General features: G+C 61.4%; 18 protein-coding genes and 3 pseudogenes. 9 read left to right on the top strand and 12 right to left on the bottom strand.

The annotated features are described in order from the left end of the window. Positions 1-293: 293 nt before the first annotated feature. A complete protein-coding gene (locus ACFQT0_RS07470) occupies positions 294-1,865 on the bottom strand; it encodes a catalase (RefSeq protein WP_380201676.1) in 1,572 nt (523 codons plus the stop codon). Positions 1,866-2,201: 336 nt separating this feature from the next. Continuing rightward, on the bottom strand, positions 2,202-3,098 hold the full coding sequence (locus ACFQT0_RS07465; protein WP_380201674.1) for a N5-glutamine methyltransferase family protein: 897 nt from the start codon (positions 3,096-3,098) through the stop codon (positions 2,202-2,204). On the opposite strand from ACFQT0_RS07465, the gene ribD reads away from it, so the two are divergent. The 4 genes and pseudogenes from ribD to ACFQT0_RS07445 all read left to right on the top strand — a co-directional run bounded on the left by ribD (position 3,091) and on the right by ACFQT0_RS07445 (position 7,006). Next, complete coding sequence (gene ribD, locus ACFQT0_RS07460) at positions 3,091-4,191, top strand: bifunctional diaminohydroxyphosphoribosylaminopyrimidine deaminase/5-amino-6-(5-phosphoribosylamino)uracil reductase RibD (protein WP_380201672.1); 1,101 nt, start codon at positions 3,091-3,093, stop codon at positions 4,189-4,191. The genes ACFQT0_RS07465 and ribD overlap by 8 nt on opposite strands. A gap of 112 nt (positions 4,192-4,303) precedes the next feature. Continuing rightward, positions 4,304-4,786, top strand: a pseudogene (locus tag ACFQT0_RS07455) (GAF domain-containing protein). Between the two features lie 47 nt (positions 4,787-4,833). After that, a complete protein-coding gene (locus ACFQT0_RS07450; RefSeq protein ID WP_380201670.1) occupies positions 4,834-5,520 on the top strand; it encodes a hypothetical protein in 687 nt (228 codons plus the stop codon). 352 nt (positions 5,521-5,872) lie between these two features. Next, entirely contained in the window at positions 5,873-7,006 is a 1,134-nt protein-coding gene (locus tag ACFQT0_RS07445; protein ID WP_380201668.1) for a glutathionylspermidine synthase family protein, read from the top strand. A 97-nt stretch (positions 7,007-7,103) separates the two neighbouring features. Here the strand turns inward: ACFQT0_RS07445 and ACFQT0_RS07440 are convergent, their stop codons facing one another. The 4 genes and pseudogenes from ACFQT0_RS07440 to ACFQT0_RS31570 all read right to left on the bottom strand — a co-directional run bounded on the left by ACFQT0_RS07440 (position 7,104) and on the right by ACFQT0_RS31570 (position 11,386). Further along, entirely contained in the window at positions 7,104-7,769 is a 666-nt protein-coding gene (locus tag ACFQT0_RS07440; RefSeq protein ID WP_380201666.1) for a phosphatidylserine decarboxylase family protein, read from the bottom strand. Between the two features lie 179 nt (positions 7,770-7,948). Beyond that, positions 7,949-9,235, bottom strand: coding sequence for a Glu/Leu/Phe/Val family dehydrogenase (locus ACFQT0_RS07435; RefSeq protein WP_380201664.1), 1,287 nt, complete (start codon positions 9,233-9,235; stop codon positions 7,949-7,951). A gap of 169 nt (positions 9,236-9,404) precedes the next feature. Then, positions 9,405-10,237: pseudogene (locus tag ACFQT0_RS07430) on the bottom strand (phosphatidate cytidylyltransferase). 162 nt (positions 10,238-10,399) lie between these two features. Continuing rightward, positions 10,400-11,386 (bottom strand): CPBP family glutamic-type intramembrane protease, encoded by a 987-nt coding sequence (locus ACFQT0_RS31570; protein ID WP_449272045.1) that lies wholly within the window; start codon positions 11,384-11,386, stop codon positions 10,400-10,402. A gap of 198 nt (positions 11,387-11,584) precedes the next feature. Between ACFQT0_RS31570 and dusB the strand changes: the two genes are divergently transcribed. From dusB to ACFQT0_RS07410, 3 genes are all read left to right on the top strand, one after another. Beyond that, on the top strand, positions 11,585-12,574 hold the full coding sequence (gene dusB, locus ACFQT0_RS07420; protein ID WP_380201662.1) for a tRNA dihydrouridine synthase DusB: 990 nt from the start codon (positions 11,585-11,587) through the stop codon (positions 12,572-12,574). A gap of 177 nt (positions 12,575-12,751) precedes the next feature. After that, positions 12,752-13,486: a hypothetical protein gene (locus tag ACFQT0_RS07415; RefSeq protein WP_380201660.1), complete on the top strand. Its 735-nt coding sequence runs from the start codon at positions 12,752-12,754 to the stop codon at positions 13,484-13,486. Further along, positions 13,413-13,961, top strand: coding sequence for an ATP-binding protein (locus tag ACFQT0_RS07410; protein WP_380201658.1), 549 nt, complete (start codon positions 13,413-13,415; stop codon positions 13,959-13,961). The genes ACFQT0_RS07415 and ACFQT0_RS07410 overlap by 74 nt, the downstream gene beginning before the upstream one ends. Before the next feature lie 78 nt (positions 13,962-14,039). Here the strand turns inward: ACFQT0_RS07410 and ACFQT0_RS07405 are convergent, their stop codons facing one another. From ACFQT0_RS07405 to ACFQT0_RS07390, 4 genes and pseudogenes are all read right to left on the bottom strand, one after another. After that, positions 14,040-14,519, bottom strand: a complete 480-nt coding sequence (locus ACFQT0_RS07405) for a lipocalin family protein (protein WP_380201656.1) — start codon at positions 14,517-14,519, stop codon at positions 14,040-14,042. Continuing rightward, positions 14,479-14,676: a lipocalin-like domain-containing protein gene (locus tag ACFQT0_RS07400; RefSeq protein WP_380201654.1), complete on the bottom strand. Its 198-nt coding sequence runs from the start codon at positions 14,674-14,676 to the stop codon at positions 14,479-14,481. Before ACFQT0_RS07400 ends, ACFQT0_RS07405 begins: the two co-directional genes overlap by 41 nt. Before the next feature lie 94 nt (positions 14,677-14,770). Continuing rightward, positions 14,771-15,097, bottom strand: a pseudogene (locus tag ACFQT0_RS07395) (lipocalin-like domain-containing protein); the annotation flags it as partial. A 51-nt stretch (positions 15,098-15,148) separates the two neighbouring features. After that, positions 15,149-15,424, bottom strand: a complete 276-nt coding sequence (locus tag ACFQT0_RS07390) for a hypothetical protein (protein ID WP_380201652.1) — start codon at positions 15,422-15,424, stop codon at positions 15,149-15,151. Positions 15,425-15,540: 116 nt separating this feature from the next. Between ACFQT0_RS07390 and ACFQT0_RS07385 the strand changes: the two genes are divergently transcribed. Further along, a complete protein-coding gene (locus ACFQT0_RS07385; RefSeq protein WP_380201650.1) occupies positions 15,541-17,328 on the top strand; it encodes an amino acid permease in 1,788 nt (595 codons plus the stop codon). A gap of 503 nt (positions 17,329-17,831) precedes the next feature. On the opposite strand, the gene ACFQT0_RS07380 is transcribed toward ACFQT0_RS07385, so the two are convergent. After that, positions 17,832-18,221 carry a hypothetical protein gene (locus ACFQT0_RS07380; protein ID WP_380201648.1) on the bottom strand — a complete coding sequence of 130 codons (390 nt, stop codon included), beginning with the start codon at positions 18,219-18,221 and terminating at the stop codon, positions 17,832-17,834. Between ACFQT0_RS07380 and ACFQT0_RS07375 the strand changes: the two genes are divergently transcribed. Further along, entirely contained in the window at positions 18,199-18,753 is a 555-nt protein-coding gene (locus tag ACFQT0_RS07375) for a sensor histidine kinase (protein ID WP_380201646.1), read from the top strand. The two genes, ACFQT0_RS07380 and ACFQT0_RS07375, sit on opposite strands and share 23 nt — an antisense overlap. A 154-nt stretch (positions 18,754-18,907) precedes the next feature. On the opposite strand, the gene ACFQT0_RS07370 is transcribed toward ACFQT0_RS07375, so the two are convergent. After that, on the bottom strand, positions 18,908-19,234 hold the full coding sequence (locus ACFQT0_RS07370; RefSeq protein ID WP_380201644.1) for a response regulator: 327 nt from the start codon (positions 19,232-19,234) through the stop codon (positions 18,908-18,910). Positions 19,235-19,652 lie beyond the last annotated feature (418 nt).

Below are 19,652 nucleotides of genomic sequence, written 5' to 3'. Positions count from 1 at the left end.
GCCGAGCGCAGCCGAAGCATCTCGCCCGCGCTGCTTGTCATGTGAGTTTGCGAAGCATCTCATCGCCGTCGAACGAATCGTTGAGCCATGAGCAGATGCTTCGCAGGCGGACGCCAGATGAGCATGACAGACGATTGGATTACTACCACACGCGAGATGCTTCGGCTACGCTCAGCATGACGTTCCTTTTTAACGCTGACGGTGTTTTAGCTGCCTTCGTGTTGAATCATAAAAATTGAGCAATAAAAAAGGGCACCCAATTGGGTGCCCTTTTTTATTGCTGCTAAGCCAGATTAATACGGCTTGGCTTCGTGCGCGATGGCTTCGGCCTGGTGCACAGCCTCAGAAGCTTTGCTTTCGTTGGCCTGAGTAGCGCCGGATTTGCCGTTACGGGCATTCTGCAGGCCCTCGGCCAGGCGGCGGCCCCAGTCGGCATCGCACTGGGAGCAGAGGTCAATCATTTTGTCCTGGATGACCTTGGCAGCGTCGGCAAGGGCGCCGGTCATGTTGCTGATGAGGTCGTTGCGCTCCCAGTCTTCGTGCAGGCGGTAGCGCTCACCGGCTTGCTTGAAGTTGTTGGTACGGTCGATGGCCTGGCGAACCAGGCGGCCTTCGTAGGCCGGCATGTGGTCGGCGCCGGCGCGGGGCGACTCCTTCAGGCCCTTCAGGCTGGAAGGCTCGTAGTTCACGTGCAGGTTCTGGCCGGGGGCCGAATCGACGTGGTAGGCCATCTGGCCGTCGCGCTGGTTGGTGGCCACGTGCTTTTTGGGCGCGTTGATAGGCAGCTGCAAGTAATTGGTACCCACGCGGTAGCGCTGGGTGTCCGAGTACGAGAAGGTGCGGCCCTGCAGCATCTTGTCGTCGGAGAAATCGAGGCCATCCACTAGTACGCCGGTACCGAACGCTGCCTGCTCCACTTCGGCGAAGTAGTTCTCGGGGTTCTTGTTCAGCGTCATCTTGCCCACGGGCAGGTGCGGGAACTGGTCTTCGGGCCAGATTTTGGTGTCGTCGAGCGGGTCGAAGTCCAACTCCGGGTGCTCGTCGTCGCTCATAATCTGCACGCGTAGCTCCCACTGCGGGAAGTTGCCGGCCTTGATGTGGTCGAACAGGTCCTGGGTGGCGTGGTTGAAGTTCTTGGCCTGAATGGCTTCGGCTTCCGGCTGCGTGAGGTTTTTAATGCCTTGCAGTGGCTCCCAGTGGTATTTTACCAGCACGCCCACGCCTTCCTTGTTCACCCACTTGTAGGTGTTCACGCCGGAGCCTTGCATCTGGCGGTAGTTGGCCGGAATGCCCCAGGGCGAGAACAGGAACGACACCATGTGCATGGCCTCGGGCGTGTTCGAGATGAAGTCGAAAATGCGCTCGCCGGTCTGGCGGTTGTGCACCGGGTCGGGCTTCTGCGAGTGAATCAGGTCCGGAAACTTGAGGGCATCGCGGATGAAGAACACCTTCAGGTTGTTGCCCACCAAGTCCCAGTTGCCGTCTTCGGTGTAAAACTTCACAGCGAAGCCGCGCGGGTCGCGCAGGGTTTCGGGCGAGTGACCGCCGTGGCCCACCGTGGAGAAGCGCACGAATACCGGCGTCTGCTTGCCGGGCGTGTTGAACAACTTGGCGCGGGTGTACTTTTCAATGGGCTCGTCGCCCACTTTGCCGTAGGCTTCGAACACGCCGTGGGCACCCGCGCCACGGGCATGTACCACCCGCTCGGGCACCCGCTCGCGGTCGAAGTGGCTGATTTTCTCCAGGAACTGATAGTTCTCCAGAGTGGCCGGGCCGCGGTTGCCCACGGTGCGCAGGTTCTGGTTGTCGTACACCGGGTGGCCCTGGCGGGTGGTCAGCGTGTTGGCGTTTTCGCCGGAAGCCAAACGGCCATCCTGCGAGCCTGCCTGCTCCGGTCACGGCCGTACCGTTCTCGCCGGCGTTGGCGCCGCGCGTCTGGTCTTGCTCTTGACTCATAGATTGGTGAGTTAAAAAAGGTTGAAAGAATAACTACGTGTGGTGCGCAAATAACGCCAATAACGGGCTGGTTGTTTGAAACCTTTGCCCGCAAAACGCCGTGACGCCTGGCGCAAAAATGCCGCTGCGAGCTTAAACCAAGCGTATTGCCGCGGAAAAAGCAACCAAATAATTCGGGCATCGGCCAGGAGCAGTTGAGCTACCGGAGCCTAGGAATTTCCATCCCTGGGCCAGCCCAACTTAGCTCAATTGCCCGATTTGTCTTCCTGTAAATTACAAAAAATTACGCGCGGGTGCCGCGCACCATGCGGGGCTTGCCGAACATATCGGGCAATACCCGCACGTCTTCGTAGCCGTGCTCCTGGAGCAAAGCCGCCGTTTCCGGCCCCAGGGCTTCGTTGATTTCCAGATAGAGCGCCCCGCCGGGACGCAGCAGCTCCTGGCCGACATCGCCTAGGCGGCGGTAGAACAGCAGCGGGTCGTGGTCGGGCACAAACAGGGCCGTGGCGGGCTCCCAGGCCAGCACGTTGTCGCGCATGAGCGGCCGCTCGCTTTCGCGGACGTAGGGCGGGTTGCTTACCAGCACATCCAGGGAGCCCGGGGCCAGGCTCAACCGGCAGGTCCTGTAGAATATCCACCCGCTGAAACGTCACCGTGGGCGCGTAGCGGGCAGCGTTGCGTCGCGCCACGGCCAGCGCTTCTTCGGAAATATCCACCGCCAGGACCTGGGATTTGGGCAGCGTGCGGGCCAGGGCAATGGCCAGGCAACCCGAGCCGGTGCCCACGTCCAGCACCTGCAGGCCGCTGCGCCCCTGCTGCTCCTGTTTTATCACCCGTACCAATTCTTCGGTTTCGGGGCGCGGAATGAGCGTGGCGGGCGTGACCTCCAGCGCCATGTCTTCAAAATACGCCGTGCCCAGCACGTACTGCACGGGCTCGTGGGCCAGCAGGCGTGCCTGCAACGGCGGCAGTGCTGCTAATGCTTCGGGCGGCACGGTTTCCTGCGCATCCATCATGCGCTGCAGCGCGTCGATATCGAGCAGGTATTCCACCACCAGCGTGGCAATGGCTTCGGCTTCGCGGGTAGGGTAAGTGGGGTGGAGCGCGGCGGCGAGAGAGGCAGTGAATTCGCGGATGGTCATCTGGGCAAAGGTAGCCCAACGGCGCAGCTACGGCCCCCGGCTTACCTTCGCCCGGATGAAACCAGATGATGCTATGTTCATGCGCCGCGCCCTGGATTTGGCGCACCTGGGCACCGGCTATGCCCGGCCCAACCCCTTGGTAGGCTGTGTGGTGACGCACCACGGCCGCATCATCGGCGAGGGCTGGCACCGGCAGTACGGGGGCCCGCACGCCGAAGTGAATGCGCTGGCTGCTGTGGCCGACCAGTCCTTGCTGCCCGAAAGCCGCGTGTACGTGACCCTGGAGCCCTGCGCCCACCACGGCAAAACGCCGCCCTGCGCTGACTTGCTCATTGCCAAGGGCGTGCGCGAAGTCGTTATCTGCAATGAGGACCCGTTTCCGCTGGTGGCGGGCCGCGGCATCGAGAAGCTGCGTGCCGCCGGGGTGAAGGTGGAAACCGGCTTGCTGGCCCAGGAAGGGCGCTGGCTCAACCGCCGGTTCTTTGGCTTCCACGAAAAGAAACGGCCTTACCTGGTGCTGAAGTGGGCCGAAACCGCCGATGGCTTTTTGGCCGGGCGCTACTTCCAGCCGGTGCAAATCAGCAGCCCGCAGGCCGGCCTGCTCACCCACCAGTGGCGGGCCGAAGAGCAGGCCATCCTGGTGGGCACGCGCACGGCCCTGCACGACAACCCTCGCCTGAACGTGCGCGACTGGCCCGGCCCCCAGCCCACGCGCCTCGTCATCGACAAAAACCTGAGCTTACCACCCACGCACAACCTGCTCGACGGCTCACAGCCCACCCTCATCTATACCTACCGTCAGCCCCGCCACGCCACCAACCTCGACCTCGTGACCCTGTCGGAAGCCGACGACCTGATTCCTCAGGTCTTGGCCGACCTCTACGAACGGCAGGTGCAGTCGGTGTTTGTGGAAGGCGGGCCCACGGTGCTCAATGCCTTGCTAAACGCCGGGCTGTGGGACGAAATCCGGGTATTCCGGGCGCCCATGAAATTGGGCCAGGGCATTGCTGCGCCGCGGCTTGGGCTGACGGGCTTGCGCGAACGCCGGAACGTTGGGCCCGATGAATTGTTCTGGTACGTGAACGACAAGTAACGCGACCCTGAGCCGCGCTAGCCGTTGGCTGTAATGCGCGGCGCTGTTCAGCGATTAATGCTTTATTCTCCTTTTTAACTGCGCGAACTGACCTTTTCGCGCGACTTCCTTCATGGCTGAAAACCTCACCCTCGACACCACGCTCACCAAAGCCGAGCAATACCAGCAGCTCCTGCCCCAGATTGAAGCCCTGACCACCGGCGAGCCCGACCTCACGGCCAACCTGGCTAACACGGCGGCGGCGCTACGGCAGGCTTTCGGTTTTTCTGGGTGGGCTTCTACCTCGTGAAAGGCGACGAGCCTGGTTTTGGGCCCATTCCAGGGACCCATTGCCTGCACCCGTATCCGCCACGGCAAGGGCGTGTGCGGCGCCAGGCGGGCCCAGGCCCAAACCCTGCTGGTGCCCGACGTAGAAGAATTCCCCGGTCACATTGCCTGCAGCTCCGATTCGAAATCGGAAATCGTGGTGCCCATTCTCAAAGACGGCCAAGTGGTGGCCGTATTGGACGTGGACAGCGACCAGCTCAACGACTTCGACCACGCCGACCAAACCGCCCTGGAGCAGCTGATGCAGCTCGCCGCCCGCTGGTTTTAACCTCTGGCTAGTACTTTCGGCAACCCCTTCATTTCTTACTTTTCGCTATGAAAAAGCACTTTCACCCCCTTGGCGACTGGCGCCGCAACGTGCTGCTGATGGCCGCTGCCAGCAGCCTGGGCCTCGCCCTGCCGGCCTGCTCCAACGACAACAGCCGGGCCGACGAAAACGGCGCCGAGGCCAAATGGGGCGGCGAAACCTACAGCGAGGGCGTCATCACCGAAATGACCGAAGTGCAGCCCGGCCAGTGGAAAATCACGGCGGAGCGCCCCGCCGGTAAAGAGCAAGTAGCCGCCGTGCTGCACCACTTCGACGGCAAAGTCGACACTCTGCAAGGCCAGGCCCTGCAGCGCCAGATGCAGGAGTATAGCCGCGTCAATCCCGAGAACCGCACGGGCGGCACCGGCATGATGGATGTGCTCATGTGGGGCGGCATTGGCTACATGGCCGGCCGCTTTCTCACGCCCAATCCGGGCGTGTATGCCAACCCCGGCCTACTGCAGCGCAACCAGAACTGGCGCGCCAACGTGGCCCGCGAGCGGCAATCCGGCCGCGGCTTTTTCGGCAGCGGCTTTGCCGGCGGCCGCACCTCTCCGAATGCGGGCATTCAGGAAAGCCGCTCCACAGTGCGCAGCGCCCCCGGCCCGGCTACCGCAGCAGTGCGCCAGCGGGCCGAAGCAGCCGTTTCGGCAGCCGCGGCGGCTTCCGGGGCTTTGGCGGGTAATAGTTTTTGATTCCTAGAACGTCATGCTGAGCGCAGCCTCTGGGTACCTCACCCCTGTCTCTCCTTTGGGAGAAGAGAGCCAGCTGAGTGTAGCGCGGACTTTGTAGTCCGCGTCCCCGCGTCCGTTTTATCAAGGCCGTTCTGGACGCGGACTACAAAGTCCGCGCTACACTCGCCCTGAACTGGTGCCCCCTCTTTTTTGGCGAGGGCCGTGCCCGGCAGGGGTCAGGGGTGGAGGTTCCGGCGAGCGAGATGCTTCGACAAGCTCAGCACGACGTTTCGATTAATTGTTTCTTCTGACCCGACCAGCATCATCCGAATATGATAAACCTCCTCCCCTTCCCGGCGATGTATCGCCGGCTGTGCGCACCCTGGGCTGGGAATGGGCCATTGAAGAAGCCTGCCAGAACTACGTAGCCCGCGAGGCCGTGCAGCTCACCGAAGCAGGAGCGGAGATGCTGCTGGAAGCCGCCGATTCGCTCTACGACATGCTGGTGGAATCGATTCCTGACCCCATTCCCGATGAGTTTCTGCAGCGGCTAGCCATCCCGGCCAACCTGTGGGAGGCCGTGCGCCACTCTTGGAACGACGAGCGCCACTGGCACCTCTACGGCCGCTTCGACCTGGCCCTGACGCCGGAAGGGCCCAAACTCCTGGAATTCAACGCCGATACTGCCACCAGCCTGCCCGAAACCGCCGTGGTGCAGTGGGCCAGCCTGGTGGCGGCCGGCCAGGGCAACGAAGACAGCCAGGCCAACGGGCTTTTTGAGTGCCTGGAAGACCAGTTCCGCCACTGGCGCACCCTCAACATCGACCGGCAGGCGACCCTCCTGCTCGTGTACCTACCGGGCAGCGCCGAAGACGAAGCCAACTGCGCCGTGCTGGCCGAAGCCGCCCGCGCCGCCGGCTTTGCCGACCTGCACATCTGCCCCGTCGACGACATGAAGGTTTCGGTAGCGGGCGAAGACCGGGGCATCTGGGCTGAAACAGCGCCGCAGCAGTGGCAGAAGTTCGACTTCCTGTTTAAGCTAGTGCCCTGGGAAATTCTGGCCGAAGAAGAGCCCGAGCTTACCGCCGACCTTACCCAGTTGCAGCTCACGCGCGACGTGGTGATTGCGAACCCCGCCTACAGCTTGTTATTCCAAAGCAAAGGCCTGCTGGCCCACCTATGGGACGTTTTCCCGCACCACCCGCTGCTGCTCGAAGCCAGCCTGGCTCCCCTGCCGGGCCACCACGTGCGCAAGCCGCTGTTTGGCCGCGAAGGCCAGAACGTGGCCGAAATTGAGCCAGATGGCCGCATGACCGCCGAAGTTCCGGGCGAGTTTGGGCAGCAGCCGCAGCTCTACCAGCGCTGGGCTGAGCTGCCTGCCGATGCCCAGGGACGATTGTACCAGGCAGGCGTGTTCTGGGCCGGCGAGGCCTGCGCCATTGGCTTTCGGCGCGAGGCCGGCGTTATTACCAACTTGTCAGAGTTTGTGCCGCACGTGCTGGTATAAGCGCCGAATTAGCTGTTGAGGACTGTAGAATTTAGCTCAACAAAAAGCCCGGCCGCATCACTGCAGCCGGGCTTTTTTAACGTCAAAACGGATGTTATTACTTCACCTTGAGCTGGCAAATCACGGTTTCGCCACCTTTCACTTTCTGGCCTAGCTCAACTTTTACTTCGGTATCGAGGGGCACAAACAGGTCGACGCGGGAGCCGAACTTGATGAAGCCGAATTCTTCGCCCTGGCTTACTTCGTCGCCCTCGTTCACGTACCACACAATGCGGCGGGCCATGGCGCCGGCAATCTGGCGGAACAAGACCAGCGGGCCGGCGTCGCTTTCCACCACCACGGTGGTGCGCTCGTTTTGGGTGCTGCTTTTGGGGTGCCAGGCCACCAGGTAGTTGCCGGGGTGGTACTTGAAATATTTCACCAGACCCGAAATGGGGTTGCGGGTCACGTGCACGTTGATGGGCGACATGAAGATGCTGATTTGCTTGCGCTCATCTTCAAAATACTCGGGCTCGAACACGTTTTCTATGACCACGACTTTGCCATCGGCGGGGGCCAGCAGCAGGTCTTCGTGGGTAAACAGGTGCCGGAACGGGCTCCGGAAGAACTGTAGAATCAACAAAAAGACAATGACCGTGGCCCCGGCAAACAGCCGGTTGAACAGGTCAGCACCCTTGTTAAAATTAAATACCAGTAAGTTGAGCACTAGCAGAACTAGCAGCGTGACGAACAGGATGCGTCTTCCTTCTTTGTGAATCTTCATGCGAAATGCGAAACGGGCCGCTGGGGGTGCAAGTTAAAGCCCTTATGCCAAACAACGGCCCACTTTACCGCAACGGGTAAAGTGGGCCGTAGGTTAGCTTGGCGCGCAAAACAGGGGCTTTGCGCTGGCGTCAACCCAATGAACGCCATTTCTGGCGTACCCGGGTTGTGCCTGAGCTCTTAGAAGCCGCCGCGGAACTTGTAGGTCTGGGCTACTTTATCGATGGCCACGACGTAGGCCGCGATGCGCATCGGCACTTTGTACTTCTGGCTGGTTTCGTACACTTTCTCGAAGGCATCGGTCATGATGCGGTCGGCGCGCTCGGTCACCATTTCCAGGCTCCACTTGAAGCCCTGCTTGTTCTGCACCCACTCGAAGTACGACACCGTGACGCCACCGGAGTTGGCCAGGATGTCGGGCACCACCATGATGCCCTTCTCGTTGATAATCGGGTCGGCCGAAGCCGAGGTGGGGCCGTTGGCGCCTTCCACGATGAGCTTGGCTTTGATGTCGTGGGCGTTGTGCTCCGTAATCACGTCTTCGACGGCGGCGGGCACCAGCACATCCACGTCGGACGTCAGCAGGTCGTTGGGGTCCATGGGCGTGGCGCCCGTGAAGCCTTCGAGGCGGCCGTTGTGGGCATTCTTATAAGCCACGGCGTCGTCGATGTTGATGCCGTTCTCGTTCCAGTAAGCGCCCGAAATGTCGGAAACGCCCTTGATTTTCACGCCCTGGGCGTGCAGCAGAATGGCGGCCCAGGAGCCCACGTTGCCAAAGCCCTGAATAGCGGCCGATACTTCGGTCGGCTTCAGGCCTAGTTTCTTGAGGGCGGCCAGGGCCGATACCATCACGCCGCGGCCGGTGGCCTCGGTGCGGCCCAACGAGCCACCCATTACCAGGGGCTTGCCGGTTACTACGGCCGGCGAGGTCATGCCGTTGGTCTTCGAGAATTCGTCCATCAGCCACGCCATTTCGCGGGGGCCGGTGCCCATGTCGGGGGCTGGAATGTCGCGGTCGGGGCCGAATACATCCTTGAGGGCCAGCGTGTAGCCGCGGGTCATGCGCTCAATCTCGCCGGGGCTCATGGTGGTGGGGTCGCAGATGATGCCGCCCTTGGCGCCGCCGTACGGAATGTCCACCACGGCGCACTTCCAGGTCATCCAGGCCGCCAGGGCCTTCACCTCGTCGAGGTGCACGTTTTTGTCGTAGCGAATGCCGCCCTTGCTCGGGCCCAGAATGGTGTTGTGAATAACGCGGTAGCCTTCGAACACGTGAATCTTGCCGTCGTCCATGGTCACGGGAATATTCACGATGACCTGCTTGTCGGGGGCCTTGAGAACGTTGTAGGTGGCTTCGTCAAGCCCAAGAATGTCGGCCGCGATGTTGAAGCGCGACATCATTGATTCCAGTGGGTTTTCACGGTCCATTAACGGAGCCGGCTCTTTATACACGGTATGAGCTGCCATTCGGGATAGGGGTTAAGAAAGTGTTGGGTGGGAATTAGCCTACGGTTTAGGGGCGCAAAGGTATTGGTTTTGCCTAGACCGTAGCCGAATTCGGCGCAAACGTTTGGGGCGTTTTCCACAAGTTTTTCACTGTGAGCCCGGCACCTGCCGCCGGCCAGTCCGGCCGCTGTTACCCCGCCAGCAGCTGCAGCAGCGCCAGCACCGGCAGCACCAGCAGAAACGCGTCGAACCTATCCAGCAGGCCGCCGTGGCCGGGCATGATGCTGCCCGAGTCCTTCACGCCCACGCTGCGCTTGAGCATGGACTCGGCCAGGTCGCCGAGGGCGCAAACACTGCCACCGCACCGGCCGCCAACAGGCGGTGGTGCAGCGGCATATCGGGCAGCAGCGCACCCAGGGCCCAGCCCACCAGCAGCGTGAGCACGAAGCCGCCGCCCCAGCCTTCCCAGGTTTTGCCGGGCGAGATGCTGGGGGCCATTTTGTGCTTGCCAAAGGTCTTGCCGGCGGCGTAAGCGCCGATGTCCGAGGTCCAGATAAGGAAGAGCAGGGCGAAGATGCGGCGGTAGTCGTAGCCCGCGCTGCCCTGCGCCAGCAACGACAGCAACGCCATGGGCACGCTGATGTACAGCAGCCCCATCAGCACCGAGCCCGCATTGCTGAAAGGATTGGAATAGCGCGGCCACAGCACCATTTCCCGCACCAGCAGTAGCACCGGGACCAGCAGGGCCAACGCGGCCCACAGAATTTTCAGGAAAAACGACTGGAACGTCCCCATCAAAGATTCCAGCGCCGCGCCTACCACGTCGGCGCTGGCATCAACCACGTGGATGTTGCTGCTGTGCACAAACCAAAACGTGCCAAAGAACAGCAGCAGTCCGGCCCCAATGCCCAGCCACGTGGCCGGCGCAAGCCCGCCGGCCCGCATCATCCGGAAAAACTCCCACAGCATGACAGCCTGCACGGCGGCAAAAAACAGCCCGAACGTCCAGGGGCTGAGCCACACGCTGCCCAGCAGCAGCGCGGCGCCAATCACGCCATAAATCACCCGCAGCCGCAGGTTGCTCGGGCCCGGTTTGGTATCGGCAGGTTGAGCTAAAATGGAGGAAACCGGAGGCGTAGAATCGGACAACTCGAAAGGATTAGAATAAAGAATACGGAAATTGAGCTACGCCAGCGGCTCGCCGCGGCGCACGTCCACGCCGTGGTGGCTGAGGGTGAGCATGGCGGTGGGCGCGGCCGGGGCCGTCATGCGCTGGTACAGGAAATAAAGCAGCCCGGCCGAGAGCAGCGCCGACGGCACGGCCAGCGTCCAGGGCAGCGCGTCGGTAGCATCGGGGTCGAAGCCCCAGCCGAACAGGCCGCGCTGGGACAGGTACACCACGAGCAGGCGGAAGGCGTTTTGGGTGAAGTGCGCGGCCATCGACACCAGAATATTGCCGCTCCACAGGTACAGGTAGCCCAGCACCAGCCCGAGCACAAACCGCGGCACAAAGCCAAAAACTGCATGTGAATGGCGCTGAACAGGGCCGCGCCCACCCACACGCCCGCGTGCGGCGACAGCCAGCGCACCAGGTTTTTCTGAATCACGCCCCGAAACACCAGGCTCTTCGCCCACGGCCGGCACCACGGCAATCACCAGCACGGCCACCAGCAGGCGGCCCGTGGAGTTGAGCCGGGTAAGGAACTTGGTGAGGACCTGGGCGCGGTCTTCGCTGGCGCGGGCCCACACTTCAAAATCGTGCAGCGAGCCGGGGAAATGCGCGCCCGCGTTCCAGGCAATGAGGCTGGACATGAAAGGCACAATCACCAGGATGAGCACGGCCGCCGCCAGCAGCCACCAGCCCGCCCCCAGCCGGCGCGGGTTGAAATACTCGGCCCAACTGTAGCCCAACGACCAGGCCAGTGCCAGCGCGCCGCCCGCGCACGCCGTAAACAGCAGCACGCCCTGGGCCATCATGAGCAGGCTCCAGCCCTGCGGGTACGACGCCGGGTACAGCATCACCTTTTGCACTTCCGGCAGCGAGAGCCCGAACACGGCCTGGGCCAACCCAAAGATGATGGCGTAGCCCACGCAGGCCCCGGCCACCATCAGCACCAGAAGCATCATTATCTGAAGGCCGGGGTGCAGCGTACGGGGCAGGAAACCTTTCATAGCGGAGAGCAAGTTGGGAAGGGCGTAAATTTACCGCAGTTTTTAACTTTAGGCTTGTTTAAAACAAGCAAACAAGAACGTCATGCTGAGCCTGCCGAAGCATCTTGACCACAATACTAATCCATTCGTTGAGCTAGTTACGTGGTCGAGATGCTTCGGCAAGCTCAGCATGACGTTCTGAAATAAAATAGATATTCCGTGGTTAAAATAGGCAACATCCAGCTCCCTGACTTCCCGCTCCTGCTCGCTCCCATGGAAGACGTGAGCGACCCGCCCTTCCGCGCCGTGTGCAAGGCCAACGGGGCCGATTTGATGTACACCGAATTCATTTCCTCGGAAGGCCTGATTCGGGCGGCAGCCAAGAGCCGCAAGAAGCTCGACATCTTCGACTACGAGCGGCCCATCGGCATCCAGCTCTTTGGGTCCGACGTGGAAACCATGGGCGAATGCGCGGCCATCAGCACCGAAGTAGGGCCCGATTTGATTGACATCAACTACGGCTGCCCGGTGAAGCAGGTGGCCTGCCGCGGCGCCGGCGCGGCCCTGCTGCGCGACATTCCCAAGATGGTGGACATGACGGCCGCCGTTATCCGGAACACGCACTTGCCCGTGACCGTGAAAACCCGCCTGGGCTGGGACGACGGCACCAAAAACGTGGAAGAAGTGGCCGAGCGCCTGCAGGACATTGGCATCGCGGCCCTCACCGTGCACGGCCGTACCCGCGTGCAGCTCTACAAGGGCGAGGCCGACTGGCGCCTCATCGCCAAAATCAAGGACAACCCGCGCATTCACATTCCCATCTTCGGCAACGGCGACATTACCTCGCCCGAAAAAGCTCTCGAATACAAAAACCGCTACGGCGTGGACGGCGTGATGGTGGGCCGGGCCAGCATCGGCTACCCCTGGATTTTCCGCGAAATCAAGCACTACGTGGCCACCGGCCAGCTATTGGCGCCGCCCACGCTAGAAGAGCGGGTGGCCATGTGCCAGATGCACTTCGACAAAAGCGTGGAGTGGAAAGGCCCGAAAGTGGGCATCTTCGAGATGCGCCGCCACTACGCGCACTACTTCCGCGGCCTGGAAGGCGCCAAAGCCTGGCGCACCAGCTTGGTAAATGCCGAAACCCCGGACGTCGTGTATGGCATTCTGCAGGAGATTGCCGCCAGCGACGCCGTGCTGGTGGGCTAGTTTTGTTTGTACCATAACGTCATGCTGAGCTTGCCGAAGCATCTCGCGTGCAGTCACTAATCCTTACGATTGGTTTACTACCACACGCGAGATGCTTCAGCTGCGCTCAGCATGACGTTTTTTATTTTTGACGTTGTATAGGCTGACGCGCCTTTAGCAGCGTCCTTTTCCTGCTTAATGATTCTTCCGATTTACGACCAAAAGTCCCGCCTCAAAATCCTGATTGCGGTGCTGGCCCTGCTCATCGGGGCGGCCACCGTTATCTACACCAACCGGCTGGTGCAGCGCGTATCGGAGCGGGAGCAGCAGCAGATTCAGCTCTACGCCAAAGCCCAGGAGTTCATCATCAACTCCGAATCGGACTCGAACACCTTGTTCGTGTTCAATGAGATAATCGACGCGAATGCCACTATTCCGGTAATTCTCAGCGACGGCGAGAACATCATCGGCGCCAAGAACATCAACATGCCGGCCCGCCTTTCGGCCGCCGATTCAGTCACGATGCTCAACAGCGAACTGCTGCTGATGAAGCAGCAGCACCAGCCCATTGTGGTGAAGTTTGGGGCGGGGCAGGTTAACTACATCTACTACCGCGACTCCCAACTGCTCCAGCAGCTGCGCACCTATCCGCTGGTACAGCTCGTGGTGATTGGCTGCCTGGGCATCATCGCCTACTTCGCGTTCAGCTCGTCGCGCCGGGCCGAGCAAAACCGCGTGTGGGTGGGCCTGGCCAAGGAAACGGCCCACCAGCCTGGGCACGCCGCTGAGCAGCCTGGTGGGCTGGCAGAACTACCTGCGCGACTCCGAACGCTTCAAAAACGAGCCCATAGTCGAGGAATTGGGCAAGGACATCCGGCGCCTGGAAATCATCACCGAGCGGTTCAGCAACATCGGCTCGGTGCCGGTGCTTAAGGACGAAAACCTGTACCACACCACCCGCAATGCCATCGAATACCTCCAAAGCCGGGTATCAAAGAAGGTGGTGTTCAAGATAGAATCCGACCTGCCGCTCGACACGCCCGCCCGCATCAACGTGCCGCTGTTCGACTGGGTCATCGAAAACATCTGCAAAAACGCGGTGGACGCCATGGACGGCCGCGGCTCCATCACGCTGCACCTGCGGCGCGTGCGCACCCGCACCGCCTGGTACCGCCGGGGCACCCCGCCCCGCCAGGTCGCCATCGACATCACCGACACGGGCAAGGGCATCCCCAAAAACAAGCTCGAAAGCGTGTTCATGCCCGGCTTCACCACCAAAAAACGAGGCTGGGGCCTCGGCCTGGCCCTGGCCAAGCGCATCATCGAGAACTACCACGAAGGCAAGCTCTTCGTGAAATGGAGCGAAGTGGGCCGCGGCACCACCTTCCGGCTGGTGCTGAACCAGTAGCGTGGACTCTGCGAGGCCGCACCGGAACCGCGCCATTCGAACCCCCAGCACACGCGGACTCGCAGAGTCCACGCTACGTTATCGATTGGTGATTTCCACGTAGGCGTTGCCCGTCACGGGCTTGCCGTGCTGCGTGCCGGTTACTCGGCACATGCCTTCCCAGTAGTGCAGGTTCAGAACTTTGAAGAGGCGCAGGCTGAGTTCCTGGTGGGGCACGAGCGGCGTCACGGTCAGGTCGTAGCCTTTGCTGGGCACGGTGATGTGCCAGGTGGCGGGGTATTTCTTTTTGGATTTGGGGCTGGTCCAGTACGTGAGGGGCTCTAGCTTGAAGTCGGCTTCGTTGAGGTGCAGGTTTTCGCCTTCGGTCCCGAAGTGCGAGCCGCCGCCGATGTGCTGGCCGGTTTTGTTGTCGTGCACGGCGTAGAGCATCAACTCCTCCTTGGGCTGGTCGAGCTGGATGCTGAGCCAGTCCCAGGCCACGTTTTTCTTGTTGACGCCGCCACAGTTCCACTGCCGGTCATACCACAGGCTCGCCGGCCACCTGGTGGATTTTCCCATCCACTTCAATGGTGCCGGTGGTAGTGAGCCGCGGATAGCTGTAGTACCCGGCCTGAGCTACGGGGCCATACTGCTCGTAGCCGGTGCCGCCGTGCATCAGCGCCGCCTTGGCCGGCGTGGTCTTCAGGCTGATGGCGTGGCCCGTGTGGGTGGCCATGCGGGCCTGCAGGCTGGTAGCGGCCTTCCTGGCCGGTGAGGGCCCAGGCTTGAGCCAGCTTATTTTCTATCAGGTTGATGGGCAGTACCGCGGCCAGTGGCACGGCCAGCTTGTTGAGCTGGTAGTCGTAGCGGAACTGCTGCGTCTGCGGGTCGGTGAGGGCGAAGTTCACCATCTGGTAATCCTTCTTGCCATCGGGGCTGAAATGGAAGAAGACGTACTCCACCCCAAAATCTTCGCCGGTGGCCACGTCCTTTAGGTGGCCCGTGAAGTACCACCACTCCAGCGAGTTTTTGACGTGCGGCGCTTCTTCCAGCGGCAGCTGGGCCTGGCCGGGGAAAAGGTCGTGTTTGGTGGTAGGCTTGAGGATGGAGCAGGCCGAAGCCAGCACGAGCAGCAAAGAGAAACGCAGGAACTTCATACCCTGCCACAAGGAGATTGCGGGGCGAAAGGTTTGGCTTGGAACCGGTTTTTAGCTGGGCCGGAAGGGCATTGCCCGCCAGCGCGTTGGGGCAGCCGGGGCGGCGCGCTGCAACGGCCGCTCCAGCTGCCCCGCCGCGAAGCGCCCGCCGGGGCGGCCGTTCGCGGCTCCGGCCAGGTAGGCCAGAATTTCGGCGTCGGTTTTCAACGTGAAGTCCACCACGATTTTTTGGCAGGCGGCACAGTGGCGGCCGCTCGCGGTGGGCGTCATCACGGCCCAGCTTTGGTGGCAGGGCTGCGGAATACTGAGGGTAACAGCCGGATGCATAGGCTTGATTCACTGCGAAAGCAGCTGTTTAGCCGATGCCCGCGGGGGCCGGATTACACACGCCCCCGGCATTATGCTTTATCTTTTGCCCTTCAAACTCGTTCTGCCCACCTTTCATGCGTTCTGAAAAGTCCCTGTTCCGCCGCAAAACCATTGCGGCCATCCTCCAAAACCCACCTGCCGACGCCGAGGGCCACGCGCCCGGCGGCCTCGAGCGCCACCTCACCGTGCGCGACCTCACGGCGCTCGGCATTGCGGCCATCATCGGGGCTGGCATCTTCAGCACCATCGGCAAAGCCAGCCTCGACGGCGGCCCCGCCGTGTCGCTGCTGTTTGTGTTCACGGCCGTGGCCTGCGCGTTTTCGGCGCTGTGCTACGCGCAGTTTGCGGCCACCATTCCGGTGAGCGGCTCGGCCTACACGTATGCGTATGCCTCGTTTGGCGAGCTCGCGGCCTGGATTATCGGCTGGGCCCTCATCATGGAATATGCGGTGGGCAACATCGTGGTGGCCATTTCCTGGTCCGACTACTTCACCGGCCTGCTCGACGGCATTGGGCTGCACATTCCGGCCTACCTGAGCACCGGCACCCAAAGCGCCTACCAGGGCTACAACGCCGTGATGGCCCTGATGCAGGCCAACCTGCCGCTCAGCCAGGCCACGCCGGCCCAGATGGAGGGCTACAAAATCTGGAACAGCGCCCCCACCCTGTTCGGCAACTGGCATTTCGTGGTCGACCTGCCCGCCTTCACCATCACGGTGCTAATCACGGCGCTGGTGTACGTGGGCATCAAGGAAAGCAAAACCGCTTCCAACATCCTGGTGCTGTTGAAATTAATCATCGTGGCCGTGGTGATTGCCGTGGGCGCGTTCTACGTGCAGCCCGCCAACTGGAGCCCCTTCGCCCCCAACGGCGTGGGCGGCGTGCTCAAGGGCGTGTCGGCCGTGTTCTTCGCCTACATCGGCTTCGACGCCATCTCGACTACCGCCGAGGAGTGCAAAAACCCCCAGCGCGACCTGCCCAAGGCCATGATGTACGCCCTCATCATCTGCACGGTGCTGTACGTCATCATCACCATGGTGCTCACGGGCATGGTGCCCTACACCAAGCTCGGCGTGGGCGACCCGCTCTCGTTTGTATTTGCCGAAGTGGGCCTGCCCCGGCTCTCGGGCCTGGTGGCGGTGAGTGCGGTGTTTGCCATGGCTTCGGTGCTGCTGGTGTTCCAGTTGGGCCAGCCGCGCATCTGGCTCACCATGAGCCGCGACGGCCTGCTGCCCAAGGTGTTTGCCCGCATTCACCCGCGCTTCCACACGCCTTCGTTTGCTACCATCGTCACGGGCTTTTTCGTGGCCGTGCCGGCGCTGATTCTCAACATGGATTTGGTGGTGGACCTCACCAGCATCGGCACGCTGTTCGCGTTTGCGCTGGTGTGCGGCGGCATCCTCATCATCGACCCCTACGGCCGCTCGGAGGCCCGTTTCCGGGTGCCATACATCAACGGGCAGTGGGTGGTACCCCTGGTTCTGGCCCTCGGTGCCTACCTCATTTACCGGTATAATGGCGCCAACAACCAAGAGTTCTGGCAGGACGTGAGCGGGCAGCGCGGCTGGCTGCTGAAGGATGCCGTAAGCGGCAGCATCGTGGGCGGCTTTGCCCACCAGATTCCCACGGTGGTGTTCCTGCTGTTTTGCGTGGCGCTGGCGGTGCTCTCGTTCCGCAAGCGGCTTTCCACGCTGCCGGTGCTGGGCTTGCTCATCAACCTGTACCTGATGACGCAGCTGGGCATCAGCAACTGGACGCTGTTCTTCGTGTGGCTGCTCATTGGGCTGGCCGTGTACTTCGGCTACGGGTATTCCAACTCCAAGCTCAACCCGCGGGTGCGCGCCCTGCAGGGCACCGTGTAATTCACATAACAGGCTTGGGCGAAGCGACGGTTGGGGTGCAAAATCCTGCGGCCATGCTCGTGCTGTTGGCTCAATAACAGCGGGCCAAAACAGCCTCAGATACCCCGCGGAGTTCCCGGCCGGGGCCCACAACCTGATGCCGACACTTGCAGTAGTTACGCTCAAGGGCCGGGCTTGGTACTGTACTGGTTATCTAGTATTTCCTTTAACAAACCCTGCGCTTTACCTTAGGGCTCCGGGGTGGGGGTTCAGCCCAATTTCGGGCGGTCTGCCGCCGGTATCCTTACCACGTAATCCAAGGCAGCAGCCTACTAGTCTGTACCGCTCTTCCCCGATGTGCCATGTTAGACCAGTTAGAGTTATTTCATCACCTGCTGGAGGGGAATCCCCAACTCGCTTTCGTCTATAGTGTCAGTGCGAAGGAAGTGCTGTACGTCAACGATGCCTACGAGCGGATGTTCTCGTCGGCCCGGCGCGATACCGTCAACCAGGACCTGCAGTGGCTACTGAGCTGCCTGCCGGCTGAAGACCAGGACTACGCCCTCTCCTGCTTCACGGAGCTGGCCAAGGGTGCCCTGCAAGACGACCTGCTGCTGCGCCTGCAGCAGCCCAACAGGCCCCTGCAGTGGCTGTGCGTGCGGGCCCACCGCGCCGTGGCCAGCGACGGGCAGGTGCTGCTCTGCGGCACGGTGCAGGACGTGACCGTGGAGCAGGAATACACCCGCAACGCCGACAAGTTCATGGCCAAGAAGAACACCACGCTGGAAATTCTGTCGCACGACCTGGCGGGTCCCTTCAACATGCTGCAGCAGGCTGGCCGAGTTTTTCGGGAGAAAACCCAAGGCCTGCAAGACGCCCAGGCTCGAAAAGATGGTGCAGATAATGCAGGACACCTGCCGCGAAAGCGTGAACCTGATTCGCGACTTCGTGGACAGCGAGTTTGCCGAGTCGTCGGCCGTTCAGCTCAAGAAATCGCGGGTAGACCTGGCCGCCGGCCTGCGCCAGGTGATGGACACCTACCAGCGGTCGGAGAGCCTGGTGGTCAAAGACTTCAGCTTCAGCAGCACGCCGGACGAAGTGTACGTGGACATCGACAACAACAAGTTTCTGCAGGTGATAAACAACTTGCTGTCGAACGCCATCAAGTTCACCCGCGAAGGCGGCCACATCGACGTCACCCTGGCCCAACACCCCGACCACGTGCTGATAACCGTGGCCGACGACGGCATTGGCATTCCCGAAAAGCTCCAGCCCGTGCTGTTCGACCGCTTCACCAAGGCCCGGCGGCCGGGCCTGCGCGGCGAGAAAACCACCGGCCTGGGCATGTCCATCATTCAGGCGCTGGTGCAGCTGCACGGCGGCACCATATGGTTTGAAAGCCAGGAGAAAGTCGGGACAACGTTTTACATCAAACTTCCGGCGTAACGCTGGCCCTCTGGCTGGCCAGCCCAACACGTCTATGAGGTAGCACCTGCGCGGCGCCCCGGGCCCGCCTAGCCTACTTCCTACTCTGAGCCAGCGGCCGCTTCTACCTGGATGCGCACGGCCTGTATCTGGGCACTGTCAATAGGCTTGTGAATCAAGCCGGAAACCAGGGGTATTCCCGAATGCGGTCCGCGTCGGAATGGGTCAGGGAGGAAGTGAGGATGTAGATGTGGCAGCGGCCGAGCAGCAGGTCTTCCCGCGGTTTGAGGGCTTCCAAAAATTCCCAGCCGTCCATCACGGGCATGTTCAGGTCCAGAAAGATGACCTGCGGCAGGTCGTCCGGCTCGGCAGCACTCAGAAACTCCAGGGCCTCTTCGGCCGAGCCGAACGAGGCGATGCTGTCGGTAAAGTCTTCCCGTTTCAGGAGGCGCTCGGTCAGAAACACACCGATGGCATCGTCGTCAATCAATAATATATCCATGCGGTCCTCAGCGTAAATGCAAAGTGAATGGGGTGCCAACTTTCTCCCTGGTGCGCTCCAACATCCTGACGCAAGGCGGGCTGGCGCCGGGAATAGCTCCGCTCGTGCCTTGAAACAGCACCACGTCGGGATTATTCACCAACAGCGCCTGAAACCGCTGTTCCCTTTCCCTCAGCTGAAGAATATTACTCATAAACAAACCGCTTCGCTGGTAGCTGGAGCCTGGAAATTGCTGGAAAAGAAGCGCCCGCGGTTCTTACGGAAATGGCTAAGATTTGGAGTGAATTAACTCCAAAAATACCTTTTTGTGCTATCCTACCCTATTCATACCCTTTTTACAATCGGGCGCCGCCAGGCCATTTCTGCGGAGCAACGGCGCCTACTGAGATACTATTTCGCTGGTTTTCAATACTGAATA

This window comes from Hymenobacter humi (genome assembly GCF_042665855.1).
Lineage (GTDB): Bacteria > Bacteroidota > Bacteroidia > Cytophagales > Hymenobacteraceae > Hymenobacter > Hymenobacter humi.
Note: the sequence above shows the minus strand (reverse complement) of the source record. Positions and strands in the feature narration are given on the sequence as shown.

Coding starts and splice junctions, on each gene's coding strand:
- ACFQT0_RS31570 (WP_449272045.1), bottom strand. CDS start 11,386: ATGAAAGGTTTCCTGCCCCGTACGCTGCACCCCGGCCTTCAGATAATG.
- ACFQT0_RS07370 (WP_380201644.1), bottom strand. CDS start 19,234: ATGGATATATTATTGATTGACGACGATGCCATCGGTGTGTTTCTGACC.
- ACFQT0_RS07390 (WP_380201652.1), bottom strand. CDS start 15,424: ATGCATCCGGCTGTTACCCTCAGTATTCCGCAGCCCTGCCACCAAAGC.
- ACFQT0_RS07440 (WP_380201666.1), bottom strand. CDS start 7,769: ATGAAGATTCACAAAGAAGGAAGACGCATCCTGTTCGTCACGCTGCTA.
- ribD (WP_380201672.1), top strand. CDS start 3,091: ATGGTCATCTGGGCAAAGGTAGCCCAACGGCGCAGCTACGGCCCCCGG.
- ACFQT0_RS07400 (WP_380201654.1), bottom strand. CDS start 14,676: ATGGCCACCCACACGGGCCACGCCATCAGCCTGAAGACCACGCCGGCC.
- ACFQT0_RS07465 (WP_380201674.1), bottom strand. CDS start 3,098: ATGACCATCCGCGAATTCACTGCCTCTCTCGCCGCCGCGCTCCACCCC.
- ACFQT0_RS07375 (WP_380201646.1), top strand. CDS start 18,199: ATGGTGCAGATAATGCAGGACACCTGCCGCGAAAGCGTGAACCTGATT.
- ACFQT0_RS07450 (WP_380201670.1), top strand. CDS start 4,834: ATGAAAAAGCACTTTCACCCCCTTGGCGACTGGCGCCGCAACGTGCTG.
- ACFQT0_RS07415 (WP_380201660.1), top strand. CDS start 12,752: ATGATTCTTCCGATTTACGACCAAAAGTCCCGCCTCAAAATCCTGATT.
- ACFQT0_RS07435 (WP_380201664.1), bottom strand. CDS start 9,235: ATGGCAGCTCATACCGTGTATAAAGAGCCGGCTCCGTTAATGGACCGT.
- ACFQT0_RS07385 (WP_380201650.1), top strand. CDS start 15,541: ATGCGTTCTGAAAAGTCCCTGTTCCGCCGCAAAACCATTGCGGCCATC.
- ACFQT0_RS07405 (WP_380201656.1), bottom strand. CDS start 14,519: ATGGGAAAATCCACCAGGTGGCCGGCGAGCCTGTGGTATGACCGGCAG.